At 67.8% G+C, this 26,490-nt stretch carries 26 protein-coding genes; 2 read left to right on the top strand and 24 right to left on the bottom strand.

All coding sequences use genetic code 11. The features are described 5' to 3' along the window. Positions 1–18: 18 nt before the first annotated feature. From BGO15_RS07435 to BGO15_RS07375, 13 genes are all read right to left on the bottom strand, one after another. Entirely contained in the window at positions 19–759 is a 741-nt protein-coding gene (locus tag BGO15_RS07435) for an SDR family NAD(P)-dependent oxidoreductase (protein ID WP_056206900.1), read from the bottom strand. A 60-nt stretch (positions 760–819) separates the two neighbouring features. After that, the gene (locus BGO15_RS07430) at positions 820–1,593 is read right to left on the bottom strand and encodes an SDR family NAD(P)-dependent oxidoreductase (protein ID WP_056206902.1); all 774 of its coding nucleotides are present in this window, start codon (positions 1,591–1,593) and stop codon (positions 820–822) included. Beyond that, positions 1,590–2,648 (bottom strand): zinc-binding dehydrogenase, encoded by a 1,059-nt coding sequence (locus BGO15_RS07425; RefSeq protein WP_056206903.1) that lies wholly within the window; start codon positions 2,646–2,648, stop codon positions 1,590–1,592. Before BGO15_RS07425 ends, BGO15_RS07430 begins: the two co-directional genes overlap by 4 nt. 62 nt (positions 2,649–2,710) lie before the next feature. Continuing rightward, positions 2,711–3,379 carry a hypothetical protein gene (locus BGO15_RS07420; protein WP_156454812.1) on the bottom strand — a complete coding sequence of 223 codons (669 nt, stop codon included), beginning with the start codon at positions 3,377–3,379 and terminating at the stop codon, positions 2,711–2,713. Further along, on the bottom strand, positions 3,376–5,427 hold the full coding sequence (locus BGO15_RS07415) for a hydantoinase B/oxoprolinase family protein (protein WP_056519847.1): 2,052 nt from the start codon (positions 5,425–5,427) through the stop codon (positions 3,376–3,378). The genes BGO15_RS07420 and BGO15_RS07415 overlap by 4 nt, the downstream gene beginning before the upstream one ends. Continuing rightward, positions 5,424–7,595 carry a hydantoinase/oxoprolinase family protein gene (locus BGO15_RS07410; RefSeq protein WP_273188214.1) on the bottom strand — a complete coding sequence of 724 codons (2,172 nt, stop codon included), beginning with the start codon at positions 7,593–7,595 and terminating at the stop codon, positions 5,424–5,426. The genes BGO15_RS07415 and BGO15_RS07410 overlap by 4 nt, the downstream gene beginning before the upstream one ends. Beyond that, the gene (locus BGO15_RS07405; RefSeq protein ID WP_056206908.1) at positions 7,592–7,966 is read right to left on the bottom strand and encodes an acetone carboxylase subunit gamma; all 375 of its coding nucleotides are present in this window, start codon (positions 7,964–7,966) and stop codon (positions 7,592–7,594) included. Before BGO15_RS07405 ends, BGO15_RS07410 begins: the two co-directional genes overlap by 4 nt. A 1-nt stretch (position 7,967) precedes the next feature. Then, on the bottom strand, positions 7,968–9,887 hold the full coding sequence (locus tag BGO15_RS07400; RefSeq protein ID WP_162237867.1) for a hydantoinase/oxoprolinase family protein: 1,920 nt from the start codon (positions 9,885–9,887) through the stop codon (positions 7,968–7,970). 138 nt (positions 9,888–10,025) lie between these two features. Beyond that, the gene (locus tag BGO15_RS07395) at positions 10,026–10,973 is read right to left on the bottom strand and encodes an AraC-like ligand-binding domain-containing protein (protein ID WP_156454813.1); all 948 of its coding nucleotides are present in this window, start codon (positions 10,971–10,973) and stop codon (positions 10,026–10,028) included. A gap of 161 nt (positions 10,974–11,134) precedes the next feature. After that, positions 11,135–12,130, bottom strand: a complete 996-nt coding sequence (locus tag BGO15_RS07390; RefSeq protein WP_056206914.1) for a VOC family protein — start codon at positions 12,128–12,130, stop codon at positions 11,135–11,137. Positions 12,131–12,148: 18 nt separating this feature from the next. Then, positions 12,149–13,780, bottom strand: coding sequence for an AMP-binding protein (locus BGO15_RS07385; RefSeq protein WP_056519850.1), 1,632 nt, complete (start codon positions 13,778–13,780; stop codon positions 12,149–12,151). Between the two features lie 152 nt (positions 13,781–13,932). Then, positions 13,933–15,387 carry an aldehyde dehydrogenase gene (locus BGO15_RS07380; RefSeq protein ID WP_056206916.1) on the bottom strand — a complete coding sequence of 485 codons (1,455 nt, stop codon included), beginning with the start codon at positions 15,385–15,387 and terminating at the stop codon, positions 13,933–13,935. A 105-nt stretch (positions 15,388–15,492) separates the two neighbouring features. Continuing rightward, the gene (locus BGO15_RS07375; protein ID WP_502685867.1) at positions 15,493–17,094 is read right to left on the bottom strand and encodes a sigma-54-dependent Fis family transcriptional regulator; all 1,602 of its coding nucleotides are present in this window, start codon (positions 17,092–17,094) and stop codon (positions 15,493–15,495) included. An 881-nt stretch (positions 17,095–17,975) separates the two neighbouring features. On the opposite strand from BGO15_RS07375, the gene BGO15_RS07370 reads away from it, so the two are divergent. Continuing rightward, on the top strand, positions 17,976–18,770 hold the full coding sequence (locus tag BGO15_RS07370) for a metallophosphoesterase (RefSeq protein ID WP_056206920.1): 795 nt from the start codon (positions 17,976–17,978) through the stop codon (positions 18,768–18,770). Positions 18,771–19,002: 232 nt separating this feature from the next. On the opposite strand, the gene BGO15_RS07365 is transcribed toward BGO15_RS07370, so the two are convergent. From BGO15_RS07365 to BGO15_RS07335, 7 genes are all read right to left on the bottom strand, one after another. Further along, on the bottom strand, positions 19,003–20,076 hold the full coding sequence (locus BGO15_RS07365; protein ID WP_056206921.1) for an ATP-binding protein: 1,074 nt from the start codon (positions 20,074–20,076) through the stop codon (positions 19,003–19,005). Continuing rightward, positions 20,073–20,435 carry a YraN family protein gene (locus BGO15_RS07360; RefSeq protein WP_056206923.1) on the bottom strand — a complete coding sequence of 121 codons (363 nt, stop codon included), beginning with the start codon at positions 20,433–20,435 and terminating at the stop codon, positions 20,073–20,075. The genes BGO15_RS07365 and BGO15_RS07360 overlap by 4 nt, the downstream gene beginning before the upstream one ends. A 99-nt stretch (positions 20,436–20,534) precedes the next feature. Then, a complete protein-coding gene (locus tag BGO15_RS07355) occupies positions 20,535–20,858 on the bottom strand; it encodes a DUF2469 family protein (protein WP_045248430.1) in 324 nt (107 codons plus the stop codon). 54 nt (positions 20,859–20,912) lie between these two features. Next, a complete protein-coding gene (rnhB, locus tag BGO15_RS07350) occupies positions 20,913–21,572 on the bottom strand; it encodes a ribonuclease HII (RefSeq protein ID WP_056206924.1) in 660 nt (219 codons plus the stop codon). Further along, positions 21,569–22,369: a signal peptidase I gene (gene lepB / locus BGO15_RS07345; RefSeq protein WP_056206925.1), complete on the bottom strand. Its 801-nt coding sequence runs from the start codon at positions 22,367–22,369 to the stop codon at positions 21,569–21,571. Before lepB ends, rnhB begins: the two co-directional genes overlap by 4 nt. 138 nt (positions 22,370–22,507) lie before the next feature. After that, a complete protein-coding gene (rplS, locus tag BGO15_RS07340; RefSeq protein WP_045248433.1) occupies positions 22,508–22,855 on the bottom strand; it encodes a 50S ribosomal protein L19 in 348 nt (115 codons plus the stop codon). Positions 22,856–23,045: 190 nt separating this feature from the next. Next, a complete protein-coding gene (locus BGO15_RS07335; RefSeq protein WP_056206927.1) occupies positions 23,046–23,543 on the bottom strand; it encodes a hypothetical protein in 498 nt (165 codons plus the stop codon). Between the two features lie 119 nt (positions 23,544–23,662). Between BGO15_RS07335 and map the strand changes: the two genes are divergently transcribed. Then, complete coding sequence (gene map, locus BGO15_RS07330) at positions 23,663–24,445, top strand: type I methionyl aminopeptidase (RefSeq protein WP_056206929.1); 783 nt, start codon at positions 23,663–23,665, stop codon at positions 24,443–24,445. On the opposite strand, the gene trmD is transcribed toward map, so the two are convergent. Genes trmD through rpsP form a run of 4 tightly spaced genes read right to left on the bottom strand, consistent with a single transcriptional unit; the run spans position 24,425 to position 26,474 of the window. Beyond that, on the bottom strand, positions 24,425–25,135 hold the full coding sequence (gene trmD / locus BGO15_RS07325) for a tRNA (guanosine(37)-N1)-methyltransferase TrmD (protein ID WP_056206931.1): 711 nt from the start codon (positions 25,133–25,135) through the stop codon (positions 24,425–24,427). The genes map and trmD overlap by 21 nt on opposite strands. A 1-nt stretch (position 25,136) precedes the next feature. After that, positions 25,137–25,799, bottom strand: coding sequence for a ribosome maturation factor RimM (gene rimM / locus BGO15_RS07320; RefSeq protein WP_045248437.1), 663 nt, complete (start codon positions 25,797–25,799; stop codon positions 25,137–25,139). Continuing rightward, on the bottom strand, positions 25,799–26,029 hold the full coding sequence (locus tag BGO15_RS07315) for an RNA-binding protein (protein WP_045248438.1): 231 nt from the start codon (positions 26,027–26,029) through the stop codon (positions 25,799–25,801). Before BGO15_RS07315 ends, rimM begins: the two co-directional genes overlap by 1 nt. A 4-nt stretch (positions 26,030–26,033) precedes the next feature. After that, positions 26,034–26,474 carry a 30S ribosomal protein S16 gene (rpsP, locus tag BGO15_RS07310; protein ID WP_045248439.1) on the bottom strand — a complete coding sequence of 147 codons (441 nt, stop codon included), beginning with the start codon at positions 26,472–26,474 and terminating at the stop codon, positions 26,034–26,036. Between the last annotated feature and the right edge of the window lie 16 nt (positions 26,475–26,490).

Genomic DNA, 26,490 nt, shown 5'->3' with positions numbered 1-26,490 from the left:
ACTCCATCCGATCTCCGGTCAGGTCGCTACCATCGCTCCGTCGATCGAGTGCGCGGTGCCCGTGATGTAACGCGCTGCGTCGCTGAGGAGGAACGCGATGAAGTGGGCGATCTCCGCGGGCGTGCCGTGTCGGCCGAGCGGAACGACGCTCGCGAAAGTGACCCCGCTGTCTCCGAAGATGGCGGACTCCAAAGCCGTGATCATCCGTCCTTCGATCGGGCCGGGACAGACCGCGTTCACCCGGACGCCGCGGGCGGCGCCTTCGAGAGCGGCCACCTTGGTGAGGCCGATGACGGCATGCTTGCTCGTCACGTAGGCGGCCAAACCCGGGGCGCCCACCAGCCCCAGCGCGCTCGATGTGTTCACCACGGCTCCGCCGTCCTCGATCAGGGGCATGAGGTGTTTCAGCCCGAGGAACGGCCCGCGCACGTTCACGCGCATCACTCGGTCGAAGTTCGCCGCGTCCGTGTCGGCGATCGGTGCGACCACACCCTCGATGCCAGCGTTGTTCGCCAGCATCGCCAACGTCCCGAACTCCTCGGCGACCCGTGCGGAGACGGCCTTCACGGAGTCCTCATCGCCGACATCCGCCTGCTGCGTGAGCACGGCGTCATTGCCGGCGTAGAGCACGTCGAGCGCCTGCGCATCGAGGTCGACGGCGAGCACTCGCACACCGGACTCCACGAGTTCGGCGACGATCGCCGCGCCGATCTGACCAGCTGCTCCTGTCACCACCGCGGTCTGGTTCTGATAGGCCATGTGTTCTGTTCCTCTCGTTCGTGTCGGTGTGTCGGTCGATGCCGCTCGAGCGATGACGCGTCAGCGCGCCGCGAGCCGGAGAGCCCCGTCGAGGCGGATCACTTCGCCGTTGAGCATCGGGTTGCGGACGATCTCGAGCACCAGGGAGGCATACTCGTCTGGCCGCCCCAGCCTCGAAGGGAACGGCACCGAAGCCGCAACGCCCGCGCGCGCCTCTTCCGACAAGAGGTCCATGAACGGGGTGTCGAAGACTCCCGGGACCACCGCCATGACGCGTATCCCGGAACGTGCGAGGTCCCGCGCAGCAGGGAGCACCATGCTGACGATCCCGCCTTTCGCGGCCGCGTACGCCACCTGACCCATTTGCCCCTCGAATGCGGCGACGCTCGATGTGAGCACGATCACGCCGCGCTGCCCCTCCTCGTCGGGGTCGTTGCCGGCCATCGCGGACGCGGCCAGACGAAGAAGCTGGAACGCCCCGACGAGATTGACATCCAGCATCCGCTGGAAGGACTCGATCGGGTGCGGACCATCCCGGCCGACTGTCTTCTGCACGATCGCGGACCCCGCCGCCGCGACGGCGACACGCAGGCCCCGCGGGGCCGCCTCCGCGGCCTGCTGGACTGCAGCCCCCAGTGAGTCGCTGTCTGTGACGTCCGCGCGAACGAATCGGCCCGCGCCCGGGTGAGCGCTCTCAAAGGCGCGACCGGCGTCGGCGTTGCGGCCCACGATGACGGCCGTCCCACCCGCGTCGACCACGGCAGCGGCGACCGCGGCCCCGAGGCCCGAGGTGCCGCCGGTGACGATCGCGGAGGCTCCGCCAAGGCCGCTCACGCCGCGACCTCGGCGGGGTGCGGAGCGAGAGTGACCTTCACCGCGCCGTGTTCAGCCGCGTGCGCGAAGGTGTCGTAGGCACGCTTGCCGTCCGCGAGGGAGAACGCGTGCGTCGCGAGCGGAGTGACATCCAGCCGACCGTCCGCGGCCAGGGCCAGGAGGGTGGGGAGCTCACGGATGTCGACCAGGCCGGTGGTGATCGTGAGATTCCGGATCCAGTGTCGCTCGAGGGCGAGTTCGACGGGGACGCCGTGGATGCCTATGTTGGCCAGTCGTCCGCCGGGCGCGAGCGACTCGATACAGGTCTCGAACGTCGCGGGGGCACCGACGCATTCCAACGACACGTCCACGCCCCTGCCGCCCGTGTAGGCACGGATCTCGTCCAGGACGTCGGCATCCCGCGGGTTGAGCGTCAGGTCGGCACCGAAGCGGCGTGCCGCTTCGAGTCTGTTGTCGTCGGTGTCGACGACGATCACCTTCCCGACGCCGAACAGCGGTGCCAGCAGGACGGCGCTCAGTCCGATCGCCCCCGCTCCGACGATGGCGATCGACTCGCCGGGCTTCACGCCCGCGCGCTGCAATCCCAGTTCGTAGGCGGTGACCACAGGGTCGTCCAGGAACAGCACCTGCTCGTCCCGCAGTCGCTCGGGCACCCGATACAGGCTCCTGTCGGCGAACGGGACGCGCAGGAGCTCCGCCTGTGTGCCGTGGATCGTATTTCCCATGATCCAGCCGCCACGTTCACACTGGCTGTACATGCGGATCCGGCAGTACCGGCAGCTGCCGCACCCGGTGATCCCCGAGATGAGCACCCGATCTCCCGGCGACACGCCCACGACCGCCGAACCGGCCTCGATCACGGTGCCGACGCCCTCGTGCCCGAGCACCCGACCCGCTGTGACCGTGGGGACGTGGCCGCCGAGGATGTGCAGGTCCGACCCGCAGATCGTCGTCAGATCGATGCGAACGATCGCGTCCGTGGGCGCTGCCAGGACGGGATCGTCCACCGTCTCCACCGTGACGGCGCCGTCGCCGTCGTAGACCATCGCCTTCATGATTTTCCTCTCGGAGTCGAGCTGGATGCTGTCGGTGAGACGGGCGGACGCGGGTCAGCCGATCATGACGTGACGTCGTAGACCCAGTCGGCCAGTTCGCTGATGTCGATACCGCGGCCGAGCTCACCCGGCGTCACGGTGAGCCCGCTGCCGGGGGTGCGATCGCCCAGCGGGACGATCGAGCTGCCGAGCACACCGCCCCACGCCTCGCCTATCACGACGACGTACGCCTGGTGGAACCGGGCGATGTTGTCGAGGGTCGCGAGACTCGCGCCGTCGATGGGTTCGGGTTCGTCGATCAGCACGACGTGCGCGCCGGCGTGCAGGGCTACCCGGCCCGCCTCGGTGACCTCCGTGACCGCTTGCTCCGGAGTGCGCTCTCCCGTCGCGACGAGCACCGATGGGCCGGGGATACAGACGCCCACCGCCGCGCGGTGCGTGAGGGACTCTGTGAGTCGGCCGACCGCTTCCAGCGCCGCCGCATAGTGCGGCGCCGCGGTGACTGGGCCGTCCGCCGCCTCCTCCGCGAGCACCATGGGCGACGTCACGATGATGACGTCCGGGGCGATCGCGTCCACGAGATCTCGGCATCCATTCGCCAGCTGCGTGGGGCTGCGCAGGAACTCCTCCCAGTCGCGCTCCTGGATTCGCGCTGCGGCGCGAAGGGCGAGCGGTGCGGCGACGCCGGAGCCGCCCGGTACCGCCAGGGCCGCCAGGGATGGGTGGGTCATGGACGCATCACCGGCGTCACTACCGCCCCGTCGGGCCAGGAACCGAACAGCTGCATGATCTCGTCCTTGGGCTTGCGGGACAGCCATGCGGTCTCGAACTCGTCGTAGGGAACGCCGCGCGTCAGTCGCTCGCGGACGATCTCGGCGCGGCGGGCGACCGTGCCGTCTCGGTCCACACGACCGTGCCGGTCTAGTGCGGCGCCGTAGACGTTCTCTGCGGCCTCGGGCGAGACGAGCCGCTTGACGAGGTCGCGATCGATCTCATCGACGTCGCGGTCGATGGGGTCGCCGTAGCCAGTGCCGCCCGTGGACAGCCCGATGATGATCGTGTCGCCGCCGTTTACAGGGTGGATCGCGCTGCCGTACGTGCCCGATCGCACCGTGCCGCCGAATTCTCCCGCCAGGAGCGCCTCGAGCGTCAGCGAACCCGACGCGGCCGTGGCGAGCGCTTCGACGACGTTGACCCCGTCGAGCACGACGCCCGGCACGGTGGGCTGGCTGTACCCACCGAACAGCGGCTGGGGCGTCTGGATGATCGAGTTGTCGGCGATCGCCATGGCGAACACGAACGGGGCATGGTGTGCCACCCACAGCTGTGCCGTCCCGACCCCGCCTCGATGCTTGCCCGCGCCGCCGGAGTCCTTCCAGTGCGAGGACATCGGGATGATCATGGGGAACTCGTTCTCCATGGACTCCACGTCGGGGGCTCGTCCGAACGCGCACCACGGGAAGCCGTATGCGTCCATTCCGTCGGAGGTCGCGTGCGCGCCCTGGCCTTCGGTGTTGATCGGATAGGCGATCATGTCGGCGAAGAACGCACCCCACTGCGAGACCCCGGCAAGCACGGAGGCGTTGCCGCCGTTGCCCTGGCTCGCAGTGACCTGGCGCCAGTCTGTGGATCCGAACCGGGCGCGGCTGATGCAGTTCGCGATCGCGCTCATCGCCCCCGTCGCCGCCATCACGGCGTTCGATGTGGCGGCTCGCACATCGGGTGACAGCATCGAGTTCTCGGGGAAGATGAAGTCGATCGGCGCGAAGGTCGCGGAGCTGATCGGCAGGTCGTGGAAGACGTACTCGTAGATGTAGTTCGCGAGGTGCCCGACGACGGCCTGCGGGTGGGCGTTGTAGCTGGACGGGTTCTCCGGGCTGGTGCCGGTGAAGTCGATCGTGAGCTGCTCGCCCTTCTTGACCATCTCCATCGAGCAGTTGCGCATCAGCCCCGAGCTCAAGCCCGCGGCGTCGCTGAACGTGACGCAACGGTAGGTGCCGTCCGCCCAGCTCGCGATGCGCGCCCGCGCACCGGCCTCTGCGTCGTCGAGCATCCGGCGGAAGAGCCCGGACATGAAGTCCTTGCCCTCCCGCTCGAACATCTCCAACAGCCGCACCCGCACGCGATCAGCCGTCGTTGCGCGCGCCCGCATGTCGACCGTGACGTTCGCCTCGGCCCTGATGCCGAACGCGGCGAACATCTCGAGCACGTCCTCGCTGATCCGGAAGCCCTGGCCTACCCGCATCGGCGGAAGGTTCATCCCCTCCTCGAACCGGCTCGTGGCCGAGAGCGGCATTCCCCCGGGCTCGATCGCACCGGTCTCGGTGGTGTGCGAGAGGGCGGCCGTCCAGGCCACCAGCTCTCCGTCGAAGAACACCGGCATGATGGCGACCTGGTCGGGATTGTGGATGCCGCCGTACAGCGCATCGTTCGTGTACCAGATGTCGCCGTCATTGACACCGGGGTTCTCGCCGTGGCGATCGAGGATGTACTTGATCACGATCGGCGGGATCACGGCGTGCAGGTAGGTGCCCGCGGAGGCGTTCACGAGGTCGCCTGCGGCCGTGAACATCGCGACGATCGAGTCTCCAGCCACACCCATCGACGAGCGGGACGAGCGCATGAAGACCTCGTACCCCTCGTCGAGAACGTCGGCGGTGCGCTGCACAGCGATCTCGTAGTCACCGGCGGGGAGTTTCGCGACGCACTGGCGCTCATACTCCGTCGCGGGCACCACCTTGAGGGCGCTCATCTTCTCTTCGAGCGTGGGGTACGTCATGCGCTGACCTCTTCCAGGATGTCGCGAGAGTCGGCGTCGACGCCCGCGGTGTCGGATTCGAGAATGCCCAGGCCGTGCTCGTCGATGCGCAGCCGCTGCACCGGCGGCACCACGATCGTGGAGAAGTCCATTTCCACGATCGCAGGACCGACGACGACGTTGCCGGCCGTGAGCGCATCAAACGAGTAGACCGGTGTGGCCGTCCGGCTGCCGAGCTCCGGCCAGTACGCCTCCCGCGTCGCGGTCTGCGCGGCGGCGGGCGACTCGTCGCCGACCGGAAGCACCGGCAGGGTCAGCTTCTCCGTGACGACTGTCGCCTTGACCACGATCCCGTCGAGATAGACCCCGCCGGGCTTGTTCACCACGTAGGGGCTGAACGCCTCGGAGAACTCCTTCTCGAAGGCATCGTAGATCGCCTGCGCATCGTCGTCGGTCTCGATCCGCAACAGCGGCGACGATACGCGCTTGACCTGCACCTGTCCGCCGTAGAGCATGTCGAGTTCGACCGAGAAGATCACCTCCCGCTCGGCGAGGCCCTCCGCCTCGAGATCGAGCAAGGCGCGGTCGATCATCTTCTGGACGGCGGAGTTGAACTGCTCCTTGTCGATGTTGATCTCACCGGTGAGCGGCTTCATGAACTGCATCCGGCCGCTCTGCTCGTACACGTGCATAATGTCCATCACGGAGCTGCCCAGCGCCGAGAACACCGGCGCCTGCGGGAAGATCACGACCGTGCCGACATCCGCCTTGTACCCGGCGACATGCGTAGGTCCGCCGCCACCGAACGCGAACAGCGCGAAGTCGCTGGGGTGGTAGCCGCGCAGATGCACTTCGCGCTTGATCGCGGATGCCATGTTCTGCTCGACGATGCGGCGCACGAGCGCGGCGGCCTCCGACACGCCGAGCGGCTCGGCCACCCTCGTGCGGATCGCCTCGACCGCCTTGTCGCGGTTCAACGGCATCTTCCCACCGAAGTATCCGTCGGGAGCGATGTAACCGAGCACGACGTCCGCGTCGGTCACCGTGGGTTCGATGCCGCCGAGGTCGTAGCAGGCGGGACCCGGATAGGACCCCGCGCTGCGCGGCCCGACCTCGAGGCGGTTGCCGAGCAGTTCGTTGACCCACGCGATCGATCCGCCGCCCGCACCCATCGTGGTGGTCTGCAGCATCGAGATGCCGACCATCCAGCGATCGATGATGGGACGAAACTCGTACGAGCGCACCGAGGCGTCCACCACCATGCCGACGTCGAAGCTCGTGCCCCCGACATCCGACGCGATCACATTGCGGTAGCCGAGCTCCTTGCCGATGTGGAAGCTGCCGATGAGGCCCGAGACCGGGCCGCCGTTGAACGTGCGGCTCGCCGTGGTCTTGAAGATCTCCGCGCTGCCGCCGGTGTTGTGGGTGAGCAAGAACGTGCCTCGATAGCCGTTCGAACGCAGCTGATCCCAGGTGGTCTCGAGCTCGAACTTGATGCTCGTCTGAAGGTAGGCATCCAGAATCGCGGTCATCGTGCGCTCGTACTCGCCAACCTTGCCGACGACCTCGTGCGACAGTACGACCGGAAGGTAGCCGACGTGGAAGCCCTTGTACTCCTCGCGGATGATCCGCCGCACGGCACGCTCGTGCTCCGGGTTCTGGAACGACCAGAGCAGCGAGACGGCGATCGCGCGGGCGCCGTTGTCGACCAGGTGACGCAGCTTGACACGCACGTCGTCCTCGTCGAGAGGTCGGATGACGGCACCCGTGGAGTCCACGCGCTCGCCGATGCCGACGATCATGTCGCGATTGATCAGCGGTTCGGGTTTGCTCTGCACGGCCAGGTTCCGGCGCTCGCCGATGCGGGTGCCGTCGGTCCACTGCGCGCCGCGGCCGATGAGGATGGCATCCTCGTGCCCTTCGGTCGTGATCAGGCCGAGCTTGGGTCCCTTCCGCTCGATGAGCCGGTTCATCGCCACGGTCGTCGAGTACCGCACGATCTCGATCTGCGGGAGGATCTCCTGGAGCGCCCCCTCATCGAGGAGCCGTGCGCCCTCGTTGAGCACGTTCAGGAACCCCACCGACAGGTCGTAGGGCGTCGTCGGCGACTTCGCCACGATACGCCGATCGTCCCATGTCAGCACGAGGTCGGTGAACGTCCCGCCGACATCGATGTCGATCGCCTTCACAGCGCCACCTCCAGCTTTCCTTCGTCGTTGATCCGTGCCTCGCCGGACGCGAGACGGGCTTTGATGGAGTCGATATCGATCTCCGTGTCATGAGTGAGAGGGTGGCCAGCCGGCAGGTACTCGGTCTCGATCTGCCGACCGCATCCGGGGCAGTAGAACTCGAGCAGCCGCACCCAGTCGCCGTTCGGCGAGAACGTGTATTCGCCCTCGATCACGGTGGGGTGGACTTCGTTCGGCTCGCGCTCGCCGACAAGCAGGCCCCGCTTGTAGTTGTCGCGTGCGGAGCCGAGGTCGCGACCGCAGTCGTGGCAGTGCCACCGCTCGGCGTTCACGTCGATGTCGAGGTACTCGGCGACATGGAGCTTCGTCACGTCAGGCCTCCTTTCTCGTCAGGGCGGCATCGCCCGTGGCATCGGTGGAGATGTCCCAGCCCGCCGTCACGAGCCAGGTGGTCGAGTCGCCGTCCACGAGGACGGGCCCGGAGATCGTCGCTCCGGGGATCGCAGCAGCGGCGTAGGTGGGAAGCTCGCCGTCGGCTCCGTAGGCGGACTGCCGGGCGCCCTCGGGGTCGGGGCGTCCCGCGGTCGGCGCGTCGGCGAGCGTGATCCGCGGCAGCGGGGAGTGGGCGCGGAGCCGCAGGAGCGACACCTGCCCCGGCGATCGTGCCGCGATGGCCGACGCGTCGCCCACCAGGTCGGCATCGGCTGTCAGCTCATCGCCGACGAGTGTGCCGTCCGCGATGCGCGCCTCCCAGCGATAGCGCGCGTGAGCCGGGTCAAGGCCCTCGCCGCGGAAGTCTCGCGCCGCCTCGTCGACGTGCTGCGCGGCGCGGAGGGCCACGTCGGCGTCGGACTGGATGGCCGCCTCGTAGACATGGACCACGTCGGAGATCGCCGAGCCGTACGCGGAGTAGACGTTGCCGTACCGGAAGAACCGGGCGGCGCGCGCTCCGAGTCGCTCGGCGACGGCGGTGACGAACAGCGGCCCGTTGCCTCCGTAGGCATAGACCGTGGTCTCGGCCGGATCCCAGCCCGCTTCCTCGGCCGTCTCTCGCGCGAGCGTGGCCACATCGTCCCACGCCTGCTCGACGATCGCGCGCGCGGCGCTTACGGTGTCGACGCCGAGTGGTGTGCCGATCTGCCGGTCGATCGCCGCCTTGGCGCGCTCGACGTCGAGGGTCCGCGCACCGTTGAGGAAAGCCGTGGGCGAGATGAAGCCGCTGACCACGAATGCATCGGTGATCGTCGCGTTCCGTCCGCCGAGACCGTATGCCGCCGGGCCGGGCGCTGCACCCATGCTGTCGGGGCCGAGCTTCACGGCGCCGTCGACGACGCGCGCCACGCTGCCGCCGCCGAGCGCGATCGATCGCAGCAGCGGGAACTCCAGTTCGAGGGGAATGTCGAAGAAGTCGCCGCTGTCCTTCGTGATAACCCGCCCGCCTCCGACGGCGCTGGCCTTCGCGGTGGTGCCGCCGACATCGATCGCGATGACCTTCTCGTCGCCGAACCGCTCCGATGTCGCGGCGCATGCGTAGGTGCCAAACAGCGGCCCGGACTCGATCGTGTCGAAGGCCTTCGTCTTCCCGATCCGGGCGACGCCGCCGTTGATGTGGCCGATGAGCACGTTGCCGGGCCAGCCGTGCTGCTCCCGGAGGATCTCTTCCGCCCGGTACAGCGTCGTGGCAAGTGAGGGATGCACGTAGGCGTTGATCAGCGACGCCACGGTACGGGTCGCGTCGTCGGGCCGGAGCGTCACATCGCTCCCGGCCAGCGCCGGGATCGACCCAAGGAAGTGGTCGGGGTAGTCCTCGGAGATCATCTCGACGATCCGCCGCTCGGCGGCTCCGTCGGGGAAGGCTCCCTCCAGGCTCACGTTGATGCGGCGGATCCCTTTGTCGAGGAGAGACTTGATGGCTCCGCGGACGACGGTCTCGTCGGCATCCGCCGGGATGCCGGCGATGTCGTCGGCATCCACGATCGACCCCACCACCGCGTGGGCCGTCCGCGGGTCATAGAGGTCGGCCTCGTGGCCGGCCGAGACCAGCAGGCCGATCTTCGGGCCCACTCGCTGAGCGAGCACGTTGGAGGTGATCGTGGAAGACCAGCGGATCACTTCGACCTCGGAGAGGAACGAACGAAGATCCGAGAAGTCGAGGGCCTTCTGGGCAGCGGTCAGCAGGTCGATGAACGAGATGGTCACGTCGTGTGGCGTGGTTTCCACTTTGAGCGAGATGATCGTTCCGTTCCCGCTGACGAGTCCGTCGGTCATGGTGCCGCCGGTGTCGATGTCCACGTTGTACATGCGAGCAGTTCCAATCGCCGGTGCGCCACGTCGTCGTGGCGTGCGATCAGTGTCGGCGAGCCGGCGTCCACTGCGACCGGATCAGCGCTGTGTGCAAAACGGCGTGCACGCAGTGTCGTATCGCGTGCGTCACGCCGTGGCGCGAAACTCGCTCGGCGTCACGCCGTAGGCGTTGCGGAACGCACGCGAGAAGCTCGCCAGTGACGGAAGACCGTGCGAGGCGGCGATCCGCCCGATCGTCTGATGGTCGAAGCGGGAGTCGCACAGGTCGCTGCGAATCGCGTCGAGTCGCGCTCGGCGCACCTCGTCCATGACGCTGCGCTCCGTGCCCTCGAAGGCGGCGTGCAGGCGGCGGAGTGAGACGTTGTGAGCGAGCGCGATCATCCCCGGACCGAGGCGGGGATCGCTGTGATGGATCTGGATGAAGGCGGACACTCTCTCGCGCAAGACCCCATCCGTATCCCGCACGTCCCACTCCTTGCCGAACGTGGAACGGATCAGGGTGCCGGCCAGGTCCGCCGCATGTTTGCCGAGCATGATCGCCTCGGGGTCGACCTCGAGTCGCGCACCGTCCCTCGCGACACCGCGCAAGAACCTCTGCACGACCCCGGCGAGGCCGGTGTCGCCGCGCATGCGGATCGCGGTGATGTCCCGGAGCTCGCGGGTGGGTCGACGCAACAGGGACTTCGGGAAGAGGAAGACCTGCCAGTGGAACCTCTCCTGCATCGCGAGCGTGAACGGGCGCGAGCTGTCGTAGAGCACCATGTCGCCGGCCGAGAGGACCGCCTCGCGGCCGTCCTGCACGAGGATCGAAGAGCCGCCGAGCGGAAGGCCAATCTGGAGCGTGTCCGGGTCGCCGGCCCGGAGCTCAGCGCTCGAGCGGCTGTAGACGTGGTCGCCTCCCACGACCGTGCGGATCGCCATGTCGCCGATAGCAAGACACGACATCGCCGCGGCCGGCGCCGCATCGTGCCGCGGATCGATTTGCACAGGCAGGATCTGCGAGCACACGGTGTTCAACCAGAACTCCATGCGCTCGTGTGTGGGTGCCTTGCGTGCGTCAAACAAAGTGGCCACGTCGCCTCCTCGGATACCATCGCCGTCGATCGCCACCGGGTCATCTCTCGCCGACGAGAGACGGCCATCTTCGTCCTATTCGCGTCGCTCCGGGGAGAACCGTTCCACGGTGCGAAACGCCTGGCCCAGACCGTATCAGGCGGGGACGGGGCCAGGAGGAGCTAGAGTCCGGCCGACGGAGTGGTCTCCAGGCTCCGGGCGTCGCCCTTGTAGACGAACGGGTCGCCGTACCACGTAAGGCCGTCGGGGAACTGCTCGCGCTCCCACTTGATCGGCTCCCAGTCCGGATCGAAGATCAGATAGCCGCCGGCATAGATCTCCACGCGATGCCCCGATCCCGGATCGAGGACATAGAGGTACATGGCCTGCCCGATGCCGTGCTTGCCGGGGCCGAGGTCGAACGTTACGTCGTAGTCGCGGAGCACGTCCGCCGCCGTCAGCACGTCCGACAGGTTCTCGAGATTGAACGCGACGTGGTGGAGCTGACCGGTCTTGCCGTACGAGTTCGCGACCATCGCCAGGTCGTGCACCTGCGGAGTGACCGACATCCACGACGCCAGGACGGTCGTGTCGTCGCGGTGAAGCGCGTACTCTCTGCGGTTGAACCCGAGGTTGTCGCGCACCCACTGCTCGGCCTGGTTGATTGTCTCGCGCGATGTCTGCACGTTGAAGTGGTCGATCCGGCGGACCCCGAGGCCACGGCGCTTGGAGCTGTTGCTCGGCAGCTTGGACCGCAACTCTTCGGGAGCCTGAGGTTTGTCGATGTCGTAGTAGAGCTCGAACGGGTGCCCGCTGCCCGGCACGAGGAAGCGCACCGCGGTGCCGCGTCCCTTCTCGGCGCCTGCGGCAACCTCGACGACCTCGATCTCCTGCTTGTCGAACTCGTTGGCGAACAGCTCGACGTCCTGAGGACGCTTCACACGGAAGCTGTAGGAGTTCACGATGCTCTCCTCTTGCTGAGTCAGCACGAGTGAGTGATGCGTGAGTTCCTGGAAGCCTCTCAGATACGCGGTGTCGCCGTCGCGCTGCACGATCTCCATGCCCAGGAGATCGCCGAAGAAGTGCAGCGACTTCTCCAGGTCCTTCGTGCCGAGGTTGATGGCGCCGCACTGAGCGACCTGCGGGCCCGGATCGTAGTTGTCAGAGAGCTTGCCCATGAGCGTGGAGGGTTCCTTTCAGCGCTTCTTCGACGGCACCCGCACCGCTTCAGTGAAGGGTGCAGTGTCGACGGTGGATGATGTCGCGCCGTCGAGCTCGCTCACGAGCAGACGGATCGCGGGTTTGTCGAGCTTTCCTGCGCCGTTGCGGGGAACCACGTCGAGCTCCACGAGCCGTCGCGGAAGCTTGTACCGAGCAACCGACTTCGTCAGGAAGTCGCGAATGTCGTCGAGCGAGAGAGCTTCGTCACGAAAGCTCACGACGGCGCACACCGTCTCGCCCCACTGCGGATCGGGAACGCCGATGACGGCCACGTCCTCGACCTCCGGGTGGGCGGCGAGCACGTTCTCGATCTCGGCGGGGTAGACGTTCTCGCCGCCCGTTATGATCATGTCCTTGAGGCGATCCACGATGAACAGATAGCCGTCCTCGTCTGCGTAGCCTATGTCGCCCGTGCGGAACCAGCCATCGGGCGTGAAGACCGCCGCGGTCGCTTCCGGGTTGTTCCAGTAGCCACGCGAGACGTTCGGCCCGCGAACCCAGAACTCGCCCGTCCGCCCGGCCACCGCGACGTCGCCCATCGTCGTGGGATCGACGACCTTGACCTCGGTGTACGGCATCGCCACACCGCACGACCCCAGCTTCTCCGACGTCATCGACGACTCGAGATAGGTCGCGAACGGCGCAGTCTCGGTGAGCCCCCAGGCCTGCTGCAGGAGGACCCCCTTCTCCGCATACGTCGCGATCAGCGCCGGTGGCACGGGTGCACCCGCAGCGATCGTCGAGCGGAGATTGCTCAGGTCGGCGTCGTCGAACCCGGGCTCACGCTGGATGCCGGCAAGCATCGCGGGCACGAGGAACATGCTGTTCACACGGAAGTTCACGAGGTCTTGCAGAGCCTGGGCCGGGACGAACGACCGCCGCACCACGAGCGTCCCGCCCCGGGTGATTGTCCGCAGTGCCAGGGCGTTGAAGCCGCCGATGTGGAACAGCGGCGCGACGGCGAGGCTCACGTCGCCGAAGCGCGTGTCGACAACCGAGTCAACGTTCACCCAGTTCCACCACAGGTTTCCGTGCGTGAGCATGACACCCTTAGCCTTGCCGGTCGAACCGGAGGTGTACAGCAGCGCTGCAAGGTCGTCGTCCGACTGACGCACGTGCGGCGGGATCTCTTCGTGCGCCGTCCGGAACGCCAGGAAGGACTGCCAGCGAGCCGACAGATCCGCGGCGGGCTCGAGAGCGGGGTCGTCGTCGACGACGAGGGCATGCCGGATCGTCAGCTCGGTCACGAAGTCGTCGATCGCAGTGGCCTGAACGGGCTCTGCGACGAGTACGTCCGGTCGCGCGTCCTCAAGCACGGCACGCACTTCGCGGGGCGCGAGCCGGAAGTTCAGCGGGACGAAAGCCGCTCCGACCCAGGTGGCGGCGAAGTAGGTGACGAGAAACGTCAGGCTGTTCAGCCCCGCGTAGGCGACCCTGTCGCCCGGCCCCACGCCGTCTGCGCGCAGCGCAGCGGCGAGGCGTCCCACGATCTGATGGAACTCGACGTACGTCACCTCTCGGCTCTCATAGTTGATCGCGACCATCTCGCTGTGGATGGCGCGGTGCCGCGCGATCAGGGGCACGGCACTGATATCGACTTCGCTCACGAAGAATCTCCCCTCGCTGGACGACAACGTCCGCTGTCAAGGATGCCGCTGCCGCTGCCTGCCCGTCAGTGTGCCGTGCCACGTCACGGCACACTGACGGACAAGGGTGACCGGGCTCCGCCGGGGCCAGGCATCCGACCCCGTTCCTCACGTCAGAGGTAGATGGACTGCGCGGTCTGATACGACGCGAGGCCCTCGGGACCGAGTTCACGTCCTATCCCGCTCGCCTTCACACCGCCGAACGGCGCCGTGGGATCGGGAAGGTATCCGTTCACCCCGATCGTGCCGGTGTGGATACGGCGAGCCACGTCGACCCCGCGGCCGTGGTCAGCCGTCCACACGCTGCCGCCGAGCCCGTAGGGGGAGTCGTTCGCGATGCGTACGGCGTGCTCGATGTCGTCGTAGGGGATCACGACGAGCACGGGCCCGAAAATCTCGTCCTGAGACACCGTCGCCGAGTTGTCGAGTCCGGTCAGCAGAGTGGGCTCGACGAACCAGCCACGGCCGAGCTCCTGCGGTCGTCCTCCACCGACGGCGACTCGGCCGCCTTCGGATCTGCCTCGGGCGATGAAGCTCTCGACGCGATCGCGCTGAGCGGAGGTCGCCATCGGCCCGACGAGTGTGGCCTCGTCGAGCGAGTCGCCGATCGGCAGAGACTGCAGCAGTCCCGCAAAGGCCTCGACGACCTCGTCGTAGCGGGATCGCGGCGCCAAGATGCGTGTGCCCGCGAAGCACGTCTGCCCGTTGTTCAGCAGTGTCGCACCATACAGGCCCTGCATGGATGCGGCGAGGTCGACATCGTCGAGGAGCACTGCGGCGGACTTGCCGCCCAGCTCGAGGGTGACCGGCCGCAGCAGCCTCCCGCAGGTCGCCGCGATCTCACGCCCCGCGGCGGTCGACCCGGTGAAGGCGATCTTGTCGATCCCCGGGTGCTCGACCAGCGCTCGGCCGGCTTCGCGTCCTCCCGGGACAATGTTGATCACGCCGGGAGGCAACTGCGCGGCCTCAACCGCTTGCGCGAACACATAGTCATCGAGCACGGTCTCGGGCGACGGCTTGACCACGATGGTGCAGCCCGACGCGAGGGCGGGGGCTATCTTGAACGACGCGAGCGTCTGCGGGTAGTTCCACGGAACGATCGCGCCGACGACACCGATGGGTATGCGCCGGACGAGCGTCGTACCCCCCAACAGACCCGGTCTCTCCTCCTCGACGGGCTGATCGCGCACGAGACCTGCATAGTACCGGTAGACCGCGGAGGGGAACACCGCCTCCAGACCGAGGGACGTGCTGATGGGCATGCCGTTCTGGCTGCTCACCAGGCGGGCGATCTCGTCCTTGCGCGCGTCAATCTCGTCGGCGAGCCGCTCGATGGCATCGGCACGCTGCCGCGGGGTCCACTGGGACCAGCCCTGCGGGTCGTCGAAGGCCCGCCGCGCCGCAGCGACAGCGGTGTCGATGTCGGCCGTGCCCGCCTCAGGGACGTCCCCGATGATCTCGCCGGTGTTCGGCGAGACCACTTCGATCCGGCTGGCCCCCGCGGGGACGACCCATCCGCCATCGATGAAGAATTGATCGTGTCGCACGATCGTGCCCTTAGTGCTCATGGCGTGCTCCTCTCTGAGTCCGTTGAGGCGAGTCTGCGCGCGAGTCAGCGACGGCGGGTGTACAAGTTCTTTACGACCTCCGTACGCCGAGGCTCGCGAGGACCCCTAGCGCGCGATGCCCAATGCGCGGATACGGCTGTACAGGGTCGGCCGGCTGATCGCGAGCAGGCGTGCGGCCTGGGCAATGTTGCCATCGACCTCGGCGAGCGTTGTAACGATCGTCTCGCGCTCGGCCTTCTCCAGCCGGCTCAGGCGCCGCGCACGATCGGTTCTGCGGTAGGCCGGAGGTAAGTCCTGAACGCTCAGCTGCCGAGTACGCCCTTCGCTCCCTGCCACATCGACGAATTTGCGGAGCTCGTGAAGATTGCCCGGCCAGTCGTGCGCACGAAGCGCCTCCAAGGCGCTGGGGGCGAGTACGAGCGGGGACCCCTCCGCCGTGAGCCCGCGGATGAGTTCAGGCAGCTCGTCCAGGCGGTCCCGCAGCGGTGGCAGGATCGTGCGATCTGTTGCGTTGGCCAGAAGAGCCGCGTGCGCGGGACTCGACGGGAGTCGGGTTCCGCAGATCAGCACGACGGCGTCGGCGGCGTCGGCAAGCAGGCGTCCCAGCGCGCTTGCGAGTGCAGGTGAGAGGGCATCCACGTCGTCGAAGACGCACGGACCGGCTTGGAGGCCGAGCGCGGCGCCCCGGAGCCATGTCGCTTCTCCGTCCAGCGACGCGGACTCCGCAGTATGGTGAGACGCCTTAGGGCCGGCAAGACGAAGCGCCTCCGTCGTCCGACCGACACCCGGTTCTCCGACGACCAACGTCAGCTCCGGGGTACGCGAGTGCTGAGGGGCACCCTCCGTGCGGGCGTGGGATGCGGCGACGCCAGACCCTGGCCGGACGTGAGGATCGATCTCCAGCAGGACGCAGTCTCCGCGCGCTCCGACGCTCTCGACCCGCACACGCGCATCCGCGCCGCTGACGAGGCGAACGAACTGCACCGGTCGGGCTTCGGCATCCGTGCTGCTGAGCGAGCGCAGCAGCGGATAGTCAGCGGGATCGACGGCATCCGTTGCGGCGGTGTTCGCCAGCACGAAGCTCGGACCCAGAGCCAGCACCGGCCTGCTCCGATGCGCCGTGCGCTCCTGATAGCGACGGAACAGCTCCAGCTCGGAGGCTTGAGACAGGTCGAGAAGACGTGCCTCGATGTCCTTCGCCGCGCGACCAAGCAGCGGTCCGAGGATCGGGGCCGCACCCTTCGCGAACCCGCTCACGTCGATAAGGCCGACGAACCTCTTCGTGATTGGATGCAGGATCGGCGTTCCATAGCAACTGAAGTCCTTCAGCGACTCCAGGTAGTGCTCCTCGCCATGAACGGCAAGGGGCCTGCGCAGCTCTCGCACAGTCCCGATGGAGTTCGTTCCCGTCAGCTCCTCGTCGAAAACCCGCCCCGGCACGCCTCCGCTTCGTTCGATCTGCCGCGCGATCGTTCGCTCGCCGAACCGTGCGCCGATGATGCACGCACGCTCGTCGGCGAGCATGACTGCGAAGGGGTAATCGACCATCGACTCGGCGATCTCCTCGATCACCGGCGCCGCAGCCCTCGTGAGCCGGCTCGCCCGCTTGACCTCAGCGAGCCGCACACGCGGGCTGCTCGGATCGAGTCCGCTGTGTTCCGATCGGCGCCACGAGTAGGCGATCTCAGGTCGCTGCGCCCGCCTCACCGGTCTCACGATCGCGCCCTCCGATCCACGCTTCACCTCGTCGTGCACAGTCGCGGTGCCCCCGACCCTAGACCTCGGTCGCCGATCTCGCGAGGTTGTTCCGCTCTCCGGCACGCATCGAGGTCGACGAGGCTGACGGACGCCGTCGCGGGTGAGTCTCCTAGCCACCTCGACAAGGAATCCCCGACCAGAGCAGCCTCGGATCAACCCGACGAGCCAAGAACCTCACCCCTTCTTAGAACCTCACCCCTTCTTGGGGCGCCAACAGTACCCTCCAATGTGATGCGTCGGCCGGGGCCGTCGCGGGTTCTCGAGAACCATCCGTCCTCCTGTCCCGCAGCGATGCGGCCGGTGGCGCATTGACGCACCGGGTATCCATCTGTGGGCGCGACCTGTTCACCGGGCACTATCGTGTGCTGGGCAGGGCTGACCGGGGTCGACGAGATTGGGAGCGTGACCAGGTTTTCCGGACACCTGAGTTGAGGCGATGATCTTCTCGGAAGGAGTCTGTGAGATGCCTGCTGCTCACCCACCGGAGTTCCGGCGTCGAGCCCCGGATCTGGTCGCCCAGGGAAACCCTGTCGGCCAGACCGCCTGTGATCTGGCAATCAGCGAGTCCTGTCTTCGCAACTGGATGAACCGTGACGCAGTCGACAGTGGCCGCAAGCCCGGTCTGACGACCGATGAGCACAAGGAGCGCTTACGCCGGTGGCCGGTGGCGCAGTAGCTCGGATCGCGGCAGGCGAGCCTTCAGCGCCTTCCTGCCAGGCAGACCGCCACTTCGATGAGCTCTAGCGGAAGCTTCCCAGAGCTATCAGACAATAGACCGCGGTAGATTCCGCTAGACATTCCCAACCCCACGATGATCGGCGGAGGCGACCGTGAGCGAGTATCCGTGGTTCGACTTCGACCAGGTCGACTTCGTGACCGCGGACACCCATTTCAGTCATGCCCGCATCAGCGAACTCGCCGGCCGCCCGTTCACCACCGTCGAGGAGATGAACGAAGAACTGATCCGCCGATGGAACCACACGGTGGCCGCGGAGGACATCGTCCTTCACCTCGGGGACGTCGGGCTCGGCCCGATCGAGGAGTCCCTCGCGCTGACAGCACAGCTAAATGGGCGCCGGTTCCTCGTCCCCGGTAACCACGACCGGGTCTCGTCTGCGACGCAGAGCAAGCGGGCGATCGAACGATTCCGGCCACAGTACGAACAGGCCGGGTGGACCATCCTCCCGGACGTCATCGAGGGCACGCGGCACGGATACCGACTGCTCGCATCCCACTACCCCTACCGTGGCGACACGCAAGACATGGACTGGCAAACAACACATCGGCCGCGGTGGGACGATGGGATCCCCCTGCTACACGGGCACACCCACGCCCGCGACCACGGACCGGACGGGCATCAGTTCCACGTCGGTGTTGACGCGCACGGCTACGCCCCGATCCCATTCACCATCATCGATGCCTGGATCCAAGGGCTGCCGGGCGTCGAGACCTGGCTCGAAACTGCCATCCGCGAGGCGCATCAGCTCGTCACCGACTTCGACAACGCGGAAAGACCGGGCATGGACGCGATGTTCTATGTGCACGGCTACAACGAACTACGCGTCGCGATCGAAGAACTCCTGGGCGCCTTGGGCACACCCAACGATCCAGAGGGAAACGGCTAGGACTCAAGCCGCGGCACCAACGATGTGGCCATCTTGTCGTCGCGACGCGGAGTCGCCTCCCTTCACCAATCTCCGTGACGGATCCACTCCGGAAGGGAACCGGCCCACGCACACCGGGACAGCCGCACGATGAGGTCCCAATGCGCGCGCAGCCAAGTCCGAGGGTCGGCCACGAATGCACTGCAGCAGCGCGGTGGCGCTACGAGCGACCTCCTGAGTCACTGTGGTGTCTCTAGGCACTGTCCAGTCGTACACAAAAGACGACGAGCTGGAATCTCGCCGGGAACGCGGCGACGACCCCCATGCGATGGATCTCGATGGCACCGCGCTCGAGCGGCTGACGGAGAGCGTCCAGCACCGACGACGGGAACTCGCCCGCCTCGTCGAGGAAGAGCACGCCGCCGCTCGCCCGTGAGATCGCCCCGGGTCGCACCGTGCGGGAACCCCCTCCGACGAGCGCCGCCACGCTCGCGGAATGGTGGGGTGCCTCCAGCGGGGGTGTGCGCTGAAGCCGAGACACCCGCCGTCCCGACAGGGATGCCACGGCGGCCGCGGTCAGCGCCGCGTCGTCGTCGAGGGCGGGGAGACGTCGGGCGAGCATGGTCTTGCCCGCACCGGGTGGCCCGCTCATGAGCACGTGGTGTGCACCGGCGGCCGCGACGACCAGCGCCTCGACAGCGGCGTCCTGCCCGACGACATCGGCGAGCTCGGCCGAGTCGGCGACCGGTGGGTCGTCGTCGGCTGCGTCCGAAACCGCGGTGGGTACCGTGTCCCCCGGGTCATCCGCCTCGAGCTCGGCGCCGTGCAACACGGCCGTCGCCCTCAGATCGGCGACACCGACGACATCGATGCCGGGCACGAGTTGCGCCTCGGTGAGGTTCGCGCGGGGCACGACGACGCGGCCACAGCCGCGGCGCGCGGCCGCCATCACGGCCGGAAGCACTCCCGGCACCGCTCGGACTCGCCCGTCGAGGCCGAGCTCGCCGATGTGGACGCTGCGCGCGACGGATGCCGCATCCAGGACGCCCGCGCTCGCGAGCGCTGCGACGGCGATGGCGAGGTCGAACGCCGCGCCGTGCTTCGGGACATCCGCGGGGATGAGGTTGACGGTGATGCGTCGGCGGGGCAGCGGGAGTCCGCTGTTCATGCACGCGTTCGTCACGCGCTGCGCCGCCTCGGAGAGCGCCCTGTCACCGAGGCCGATGATGCGCAGATCGGGCTGCTGGTCGGTGAGGTCGGCCTCGACGTCGACGACCGTGCCGTCGAGGCCGACAAGGGCGATGGCCGCGGTACGGGCGACGGTCATCGGAGATCTCGCAGGTGCTCGATCGCGCCGGTGGCGGGGTCGGCTCCGATCACCGCGATCGCATCGACGCGCAACGCAGCGCCTCGCAGTTCACCGGCATGCACCCGACGCCACGCGTAGGCAAGCCGCCATAACCGCGCGAGCTTGACCGCCGACACCGCCTCGAGCGGATGCCCGTAGGCCACGCTCGTGCGCGTCTTCACCTCGACCACGACGACCTCGTCGCCCTCGCGGGCCACGATGTCGATCTCCCCGCCGGGCGCGCGCCAATTGCGGTCGAGCACGGTGAATCCCACCGCGATCAGATGAGCGGCGGCTCGGTCTTCACCGGCCCGCCCGAGGACGTCCTTCGCTGCCATGACCCCAGCGTCGCCGGGCATCGCGTGTCATCCGCGCCACCTGGTCGATCCGGGGAGAGCGTGCGCCTCACGGCGCGGCGCGACCGCCTGTGGAGGAGCTCAGCTGTCGAGCGAGAGCTCTTCGGGCAGCTGGAAGTCGCGACGCGACAGCTCCTCGACGTTCACGTCCTTGAACGTCAGGACCCGCACCGACTTCACGAACCGGTCGGCCCGGTAGATGTCCCAGACCCACACATCGGTCATCGTGATCTCGAAGTAGAAGTCGTGCTCGGTGTCGCGGCGCACGACATTCACGTCGTTGGCGAGGTAGAACCGTCGCTCGGTCTCGATCACGTACTGGAACTGCAGGACGACATCGCGGTACTCCCGGTACAGAGCCAGCTCGAGTTCGCGGTCGTAATCCTCGAAGACATCGTCATCCATGGTGTCTCCATCCTAGAGCGACGGATGCCGCTCCCGACCGTCCGCACACGACGCTCACCACAGGGTGGGCGCGTCGGCGATCGCCCAGCTCGCGCGGTGGTGGGGGCTCAGCCCGTGCGCGCGGATCGCCGCGCGGTGGACCTCACTGGCGTAGCCCTTGTTGCGATGCCACTCGTACGCCGGATGAGTCGGATGCAGCTCCGTCATCACCTCGTCGCGCGCGACCTTCGCGATGATCGACGCCGCCGACGCGCTCGCGCAATCGCGGTCCGCCTTGACCCGCACGATCACGGGCGCCCCGGGGTCGGCGGTCGGAGTGATGTAGTCGTGGTTGCCGTCGAGCAGCACGATCGCGTCGTCCACCTCGACACCCTGGCCGCGGAGGTCGGCGAGAGCACGCAGCGCCGCGTTGCCCATGGCGCGCATGATGCCGATCTCGTCGATCTCGGCAGCGCTCGACCAGCCGATCGCGGACGCGGACACCCATCCCCGAGCACGATCGCGCACGTCGGCCCGCCGTCGCTCGGCGACGAGCTTCGAATCGCGCAACCCATTCGGAACACCCGCCTCGATCTCGACTTCGCCGAGTACCGCCGCGCCGATCGCCACCGGCCCCGCGAGAGCGCCGCGCCCGACCTCGTCGCACGCGATGACGAGCGGATGCCGCGCCAGCAGTTCGCGTTCGAACACGAGAGTGGGCTCGATGACCGTCACGGAGCGCCCGTGGTCGTCGGGGTCGGCGAGGGGACGGGAGAGCCGGAGGGCCCCGGGACGCCGGCGAAGACGTCGTGGTGGAAATCGAGCGCGCCGAAGCGCGAGAACGGCCAGGTGATGAGGAACGCGCGACCCACGACATCCGAGACGGGCACGAACCCCTTCCCCGGCTGATCCTGGTTGTATCGCGAGTCCTTCGAGCGGTACCGATTGTCGCCGAGAACCCAGAGCGAACCCTGCGGCACGGTGACGTCGAAGGCGATGCCCGACGCGGCGGCACCGGGTGACGGCACGGTGATGTACGACTGCTCGTCGATCGGCTGCCCGTTCACCGTGATCTGCCCCGCGGCGTTGCAGCAGACGACGTGGTCTCCCGGCAGGCCGATGATGCGCTTGATCAGATGGTCGTCGCTGTCGCTCGTGGAGAGCCCGACGAGGGAGAGCACCCAGTCGATTCCAGCGAAGATCGGATTCTGGGGCCCGGAGGCGGTCGTGCTCGGATCCAGCCAGCCGCCCGGGTCCTTGAAGACCACGATGTCGCCGCGCTGGTATCCGCCGAAATTCGGCGTGATCTCGTCGACGAGGATGCGGTCCTGCTCCATCAAGGTCGTCTCCATCGACGCCGAAGGGATGTAGAACGAGCGCACGACGAACGTCTTCACGAGGAACGACACGAGCACTGCGATGACGACGACGACCACGACGTCCCGCGCGAATCGCCAGGGTCCCCCGCGGCGACGGGTACGGATCGGCGCCGACGGCGTCTCGTCGGGGAGGGAGTGTTCTTCGGTGGTCATGCAGGTCCTCACGCGGCGTAACGAAAGCCGGCCATCAGCGTCTCACACAGCGCACCGCGACACACCCGACGCGACGGAGAGTCGTGGCCGGAAACGACGAACGCCCCGCTCGATGAGCGGGGCGTTCTGAAGGGGACCTCAGCGGTCGCGCTTCTCCTTGATCTTGGCCTTCTTGCCACGGAGGTTGCGCAGGTAGTAGAGCTTCGCGCGGCGCACGTCACCACGGGTGACGATCTCGATCTTGTCGAGAACCGGCGAGTGCACCGGGAAGGTGCGCTCGACGCCGACCTGGAAGCTGATCTTGCGCACCGTGAACGTCTCACGGACGCCGTCGCCCGAGCGGCCGATGACGACACCCTGGAAGACCTGCACGCGCGAGCGGCTGCCTTCGACGATGTTCACGTGGACCTTGACGGTGTCACCGGGGGCGAAGGCGGGGATGTCGGAACGGAGCGACGCGGCGTCGAGCTCGTCGAGGATCTGCATGATCTCTGCTTCCTGCAACCGCCACAGGTCGGCTGCATCGTTAGATGTACGGGGAATGTGCTCGTCCGCCGGAAGAATCTCCGGCACGCTCCCCTGAGGCAGAGCCCATCAGAGCACAAACAGCCATTCTGCCACGGATGACGAACGTCTCAAAACCGAGAGAGCGGATGCCGCGGCATCCGTCCTCGCGTCACTGTGCCCCGCGACTCGTCTCGGTGATGACGATGACCTCGTGCTCGCCCTGCGGGGCCGCCGGGCGCGGGCGCATCGGCGGGATGTAGCCCGTGCCGTCGGCGGCACGGAAGATCGCGCGGCCGGGCTTGGCTTCCCGCCACAGCTGCCGCAGCGTCAGCCACAGCAGCGCGACCCCGACGAAGATCGTGAGCACCATGACCGGTGCCCACCAAGACTCGCGGAAGAAGCCGAGCGAGATCGTGAGGAGGTGCCAGACGGCGAAGCCCGCGACATCCAGCCATGACACGGCGCGGCTCTCCCGCACGGTCGGGCGCGCGCGGACCAGAAGGGCGAGCAGCAGCTGGCCGACGAGCACCGAGGGGATCGCGATGAACAGCACCCAGAGGAACGCCCAGGCCCCGGCGTTGAACACGCCCCACCCGACGAACAGCCACGCCGGCAGCACGAAGGCGGCCGGGATGAGCCATCGGAAGAACGCGCGCCTGAGCCACATGACCCCGATGCTACGCCCGATGACGCCGCGCTCGGCGGCACCTTCGGCGATGCGGAGCCTCCTCTCAGCGGCGACAGCCGGGATCCGAGAGAATGGATCAGATACAGGAGGCACCACCCATGATCGAGCTGCGCACACCGACCGAGATCGAGCAGATGCGACCCGTCGGCCGGTTCGTCGCCGAGACGCTCGCGACGCTGCGCGACGAGACATCGGTGGGCACGAACCTGCTCGCGATCGACCGCCGCGCTCACGACCTCATCCGCCGCGCGGGGGCGGAGTCCTGCTACATCGACTACCACCCCTCGTTCGGGGCGAGCCCGTTCGGCAAGGTGATCTGCACGTCCGTCAACGATGCCGTGCTGCACGGACTCCCCCACGACTACGCCCTGCGCGACGGCGACCTCGTGACTCTCGACTTCGCGGTCTCCATCGACGGCTGGGTGGCAGACTCGGCGGTCTCCTTCGTCGTCGGCACCGCCCGCGACGAAGACCTGCGTCTGATCGAGACCACGGAGCGCGCACTCGACGCGGCGATCGCCGCAGCGACCGTCGGCCACAAGGTCGGCGACATCTCCCACGCGATCGCCGCGGTGGCGCGCGGCGAGGGCTACAGCATCAACACCGATTTCGGCGGACACGGCGTCGGACACATCATGCACGGCGACCCGCACATCCCGAACGACGGGAAGGCGAACCGCGGCTACCCGCTGCGCGACGGTCTCGTGATCGCGATCGAGCCGTGGTTCCTCGCGACGACCGACGAACTGGTCACCGACCCCGACGGCTGGACCCTGCGCAGCGCCGACGGTTCCCGGGGAGCGCACTCCGAGCACACGATCGCCGTCACCTCCGACGGCCCCATCGTGCTGACCGACCGGTCATTCCTCGGCGTCGACTGACTCCGCCGGCAGCAAGTCGGGGCGGCGCGCCCGCGTGCGCTCGACCTGCTGGTCGTGCCTCCACGCGGCGATGCGCCCGTGGTCGCCGCTGAGGAGGACGGGCGGCACGTCTCTGCCGCGCCAGCTCGACGGCTTCGTGTACGACGGGTACTCGAGGAGCCCGTCCTGGTGCGATTCCTCGACGAGGCTCTCGGGATTTCCGACCACTCCGGGGATGAGTCGTCCGATCGCCTCGATCATGGCCATCGCGGCGACCTCGCCGCCGTTGAGCACATAGTCGCCGAGACTCACGAGCCGAACCTCGCCGAGCCGCGCCGCCTCCTCGAAGACGCGCTCGTCGATGCCCTCGTAGCGTCCGCAACCGAATACGAGGTGCTCACGGGTGGACAGTTCCCGCGCGAGCGACTGGGTGAACCGCTCCCCCGCGGGCGACGGGAAGATGAGAGTCGGGGATGCCGCGGCATCCGCCACGATCGCATCGAGGGCCTCGCCCCAGGGTTCGGGCTTCATGACCATCCCGGCCCCGCCCCCGTACGGACTGTCATCGACGGTGCGATGACGATCGTGGGTGTGATCGCGCAGATCGTGCACGCGCACGTCGAGGATGCCGCGCCCCCGCGCCTTCCCGAGAAGGGAGACCTCGAGGACGTCGAAGAACGAGGGGAAGATCGAGACGACGTCGATGCGCATGTCAGCGCTCGTCGGTCTCGTCGTCGGTCTCGTCGTCCTCGGTTCCGGGAGCGGTCGGAGCCGGCTCGGGATCGTCGTCGACGAGATCCTCGAACAGACCGTTCGGCGGCGTCACGACCACACGACCGCCGTGCACGTCGACCTCCGGGACGATGGCCGACACGAACGGCACGAGCACCTCGCGCTCCCCCGCCTTGACGATGAGGAGATCCTGCGCGGGAAGGTGGTCGACGCGGACGACGCGCCCCACGCTCTGTCCCTCACGTACGACGTCGAGTCCGACGAGCTGATGGTCGAACCAGGCGTCGTCCTCGGCGGGGGCGGCGTCATCCTGGTCGATCCAGAGGATGGCGCGCACGAGGGAGTCCGCGCCGGTGCGGTCCTCCACGCCGTCGAAGAACACGACCGGGTGGGAGTTCATCCACCGGAACTCACGCACGGTGACGGTCTTGCCGAACCACTCCGAGGAGTCCGGCACCTGCAGGATGAACGCGGCACCGGGGACGAAGCGACCGTCGGGGTCATCGGTGTAGAGCTCGAGCTTGAGGGCGCCCTTCAGGCCATGGGCCTTCACGAGCCGGCCGACACGGAGCTGGGTCTTGCCGGGTCGGGGTGCGCGCACGCCGGAGCGCGCCCGCGCGTCGGGGCTGGGGGTCGCGGACATCAGTCGTCGGAGATGTCGACGCGCACCCGCCGGCCGGCGGCCAGGGCGGCCACGACCGTTCGCAGGGACTTGGCTGTGCGGCCGCCGCGCCCGATCACGCGACCACGGTCGTCGGGGTGGACGTGCACATCGAGCACATCCCCCCGCGGCGATGAGGTGGCCTCGATGCGTACGTCATCGGGACGATCGACGATCGCCTTCACGACGTGCTCGAGCGCGGCAGCCAGCACGGGCTCAGTCCTCGGTGGTCGAGGCGTCGGCCTCGGCCTCGTCCGCGGCGGGGGCCTCGTCGGCGGTCTCCGCGACGGGCTCCTCGGCCTTCTTCTCGACCTTGGGCTTGACGACCGACTTCTTGGCGGTGTCGGCCACGAACTCGGCCTTGCCCTCGGCGACCTTCACGGTCGAGACGGCGTTCTTGTCACCCTTGAACTGGCCCCAGTCGCCGGTGAGCTTGAGGAGCACGAGCACCTGCTCGGTCGGCTGGGCGCCGACGCTGAGCCAGTACTGCGCACGCTCCGAGTCGACCTGGATGAGCGAGGGCTCCTCGGTCGGGTGGTACTTGCCGATCTCCTCGATGACGCGACCGTCGCGCTTGGTGCGCGAGTCGGCGACGACGATGCGGTAGTAGGGCGCACGGATCTTGCCCAGGCGCTTGAGACGGATCTTGACAGCCACGATTCTCCTGAATGGT

It is taken from the genome of Microbacterium sp. 71-23 (assembly GCF_001897265.1).
In the GTDB taxonomy this organism is placed as follows: domain Bacteria; phylum Actinomycetota; class Actinomycetes; order Actinomycetales; family Microbacteriaceae; genus Microbacterium; species Microbacterium ginsengisoli.
Note: the sequence above shows the minus strand (reverse complement) of the source record. Positions and strands in the feature narration are given on the sequence as shown.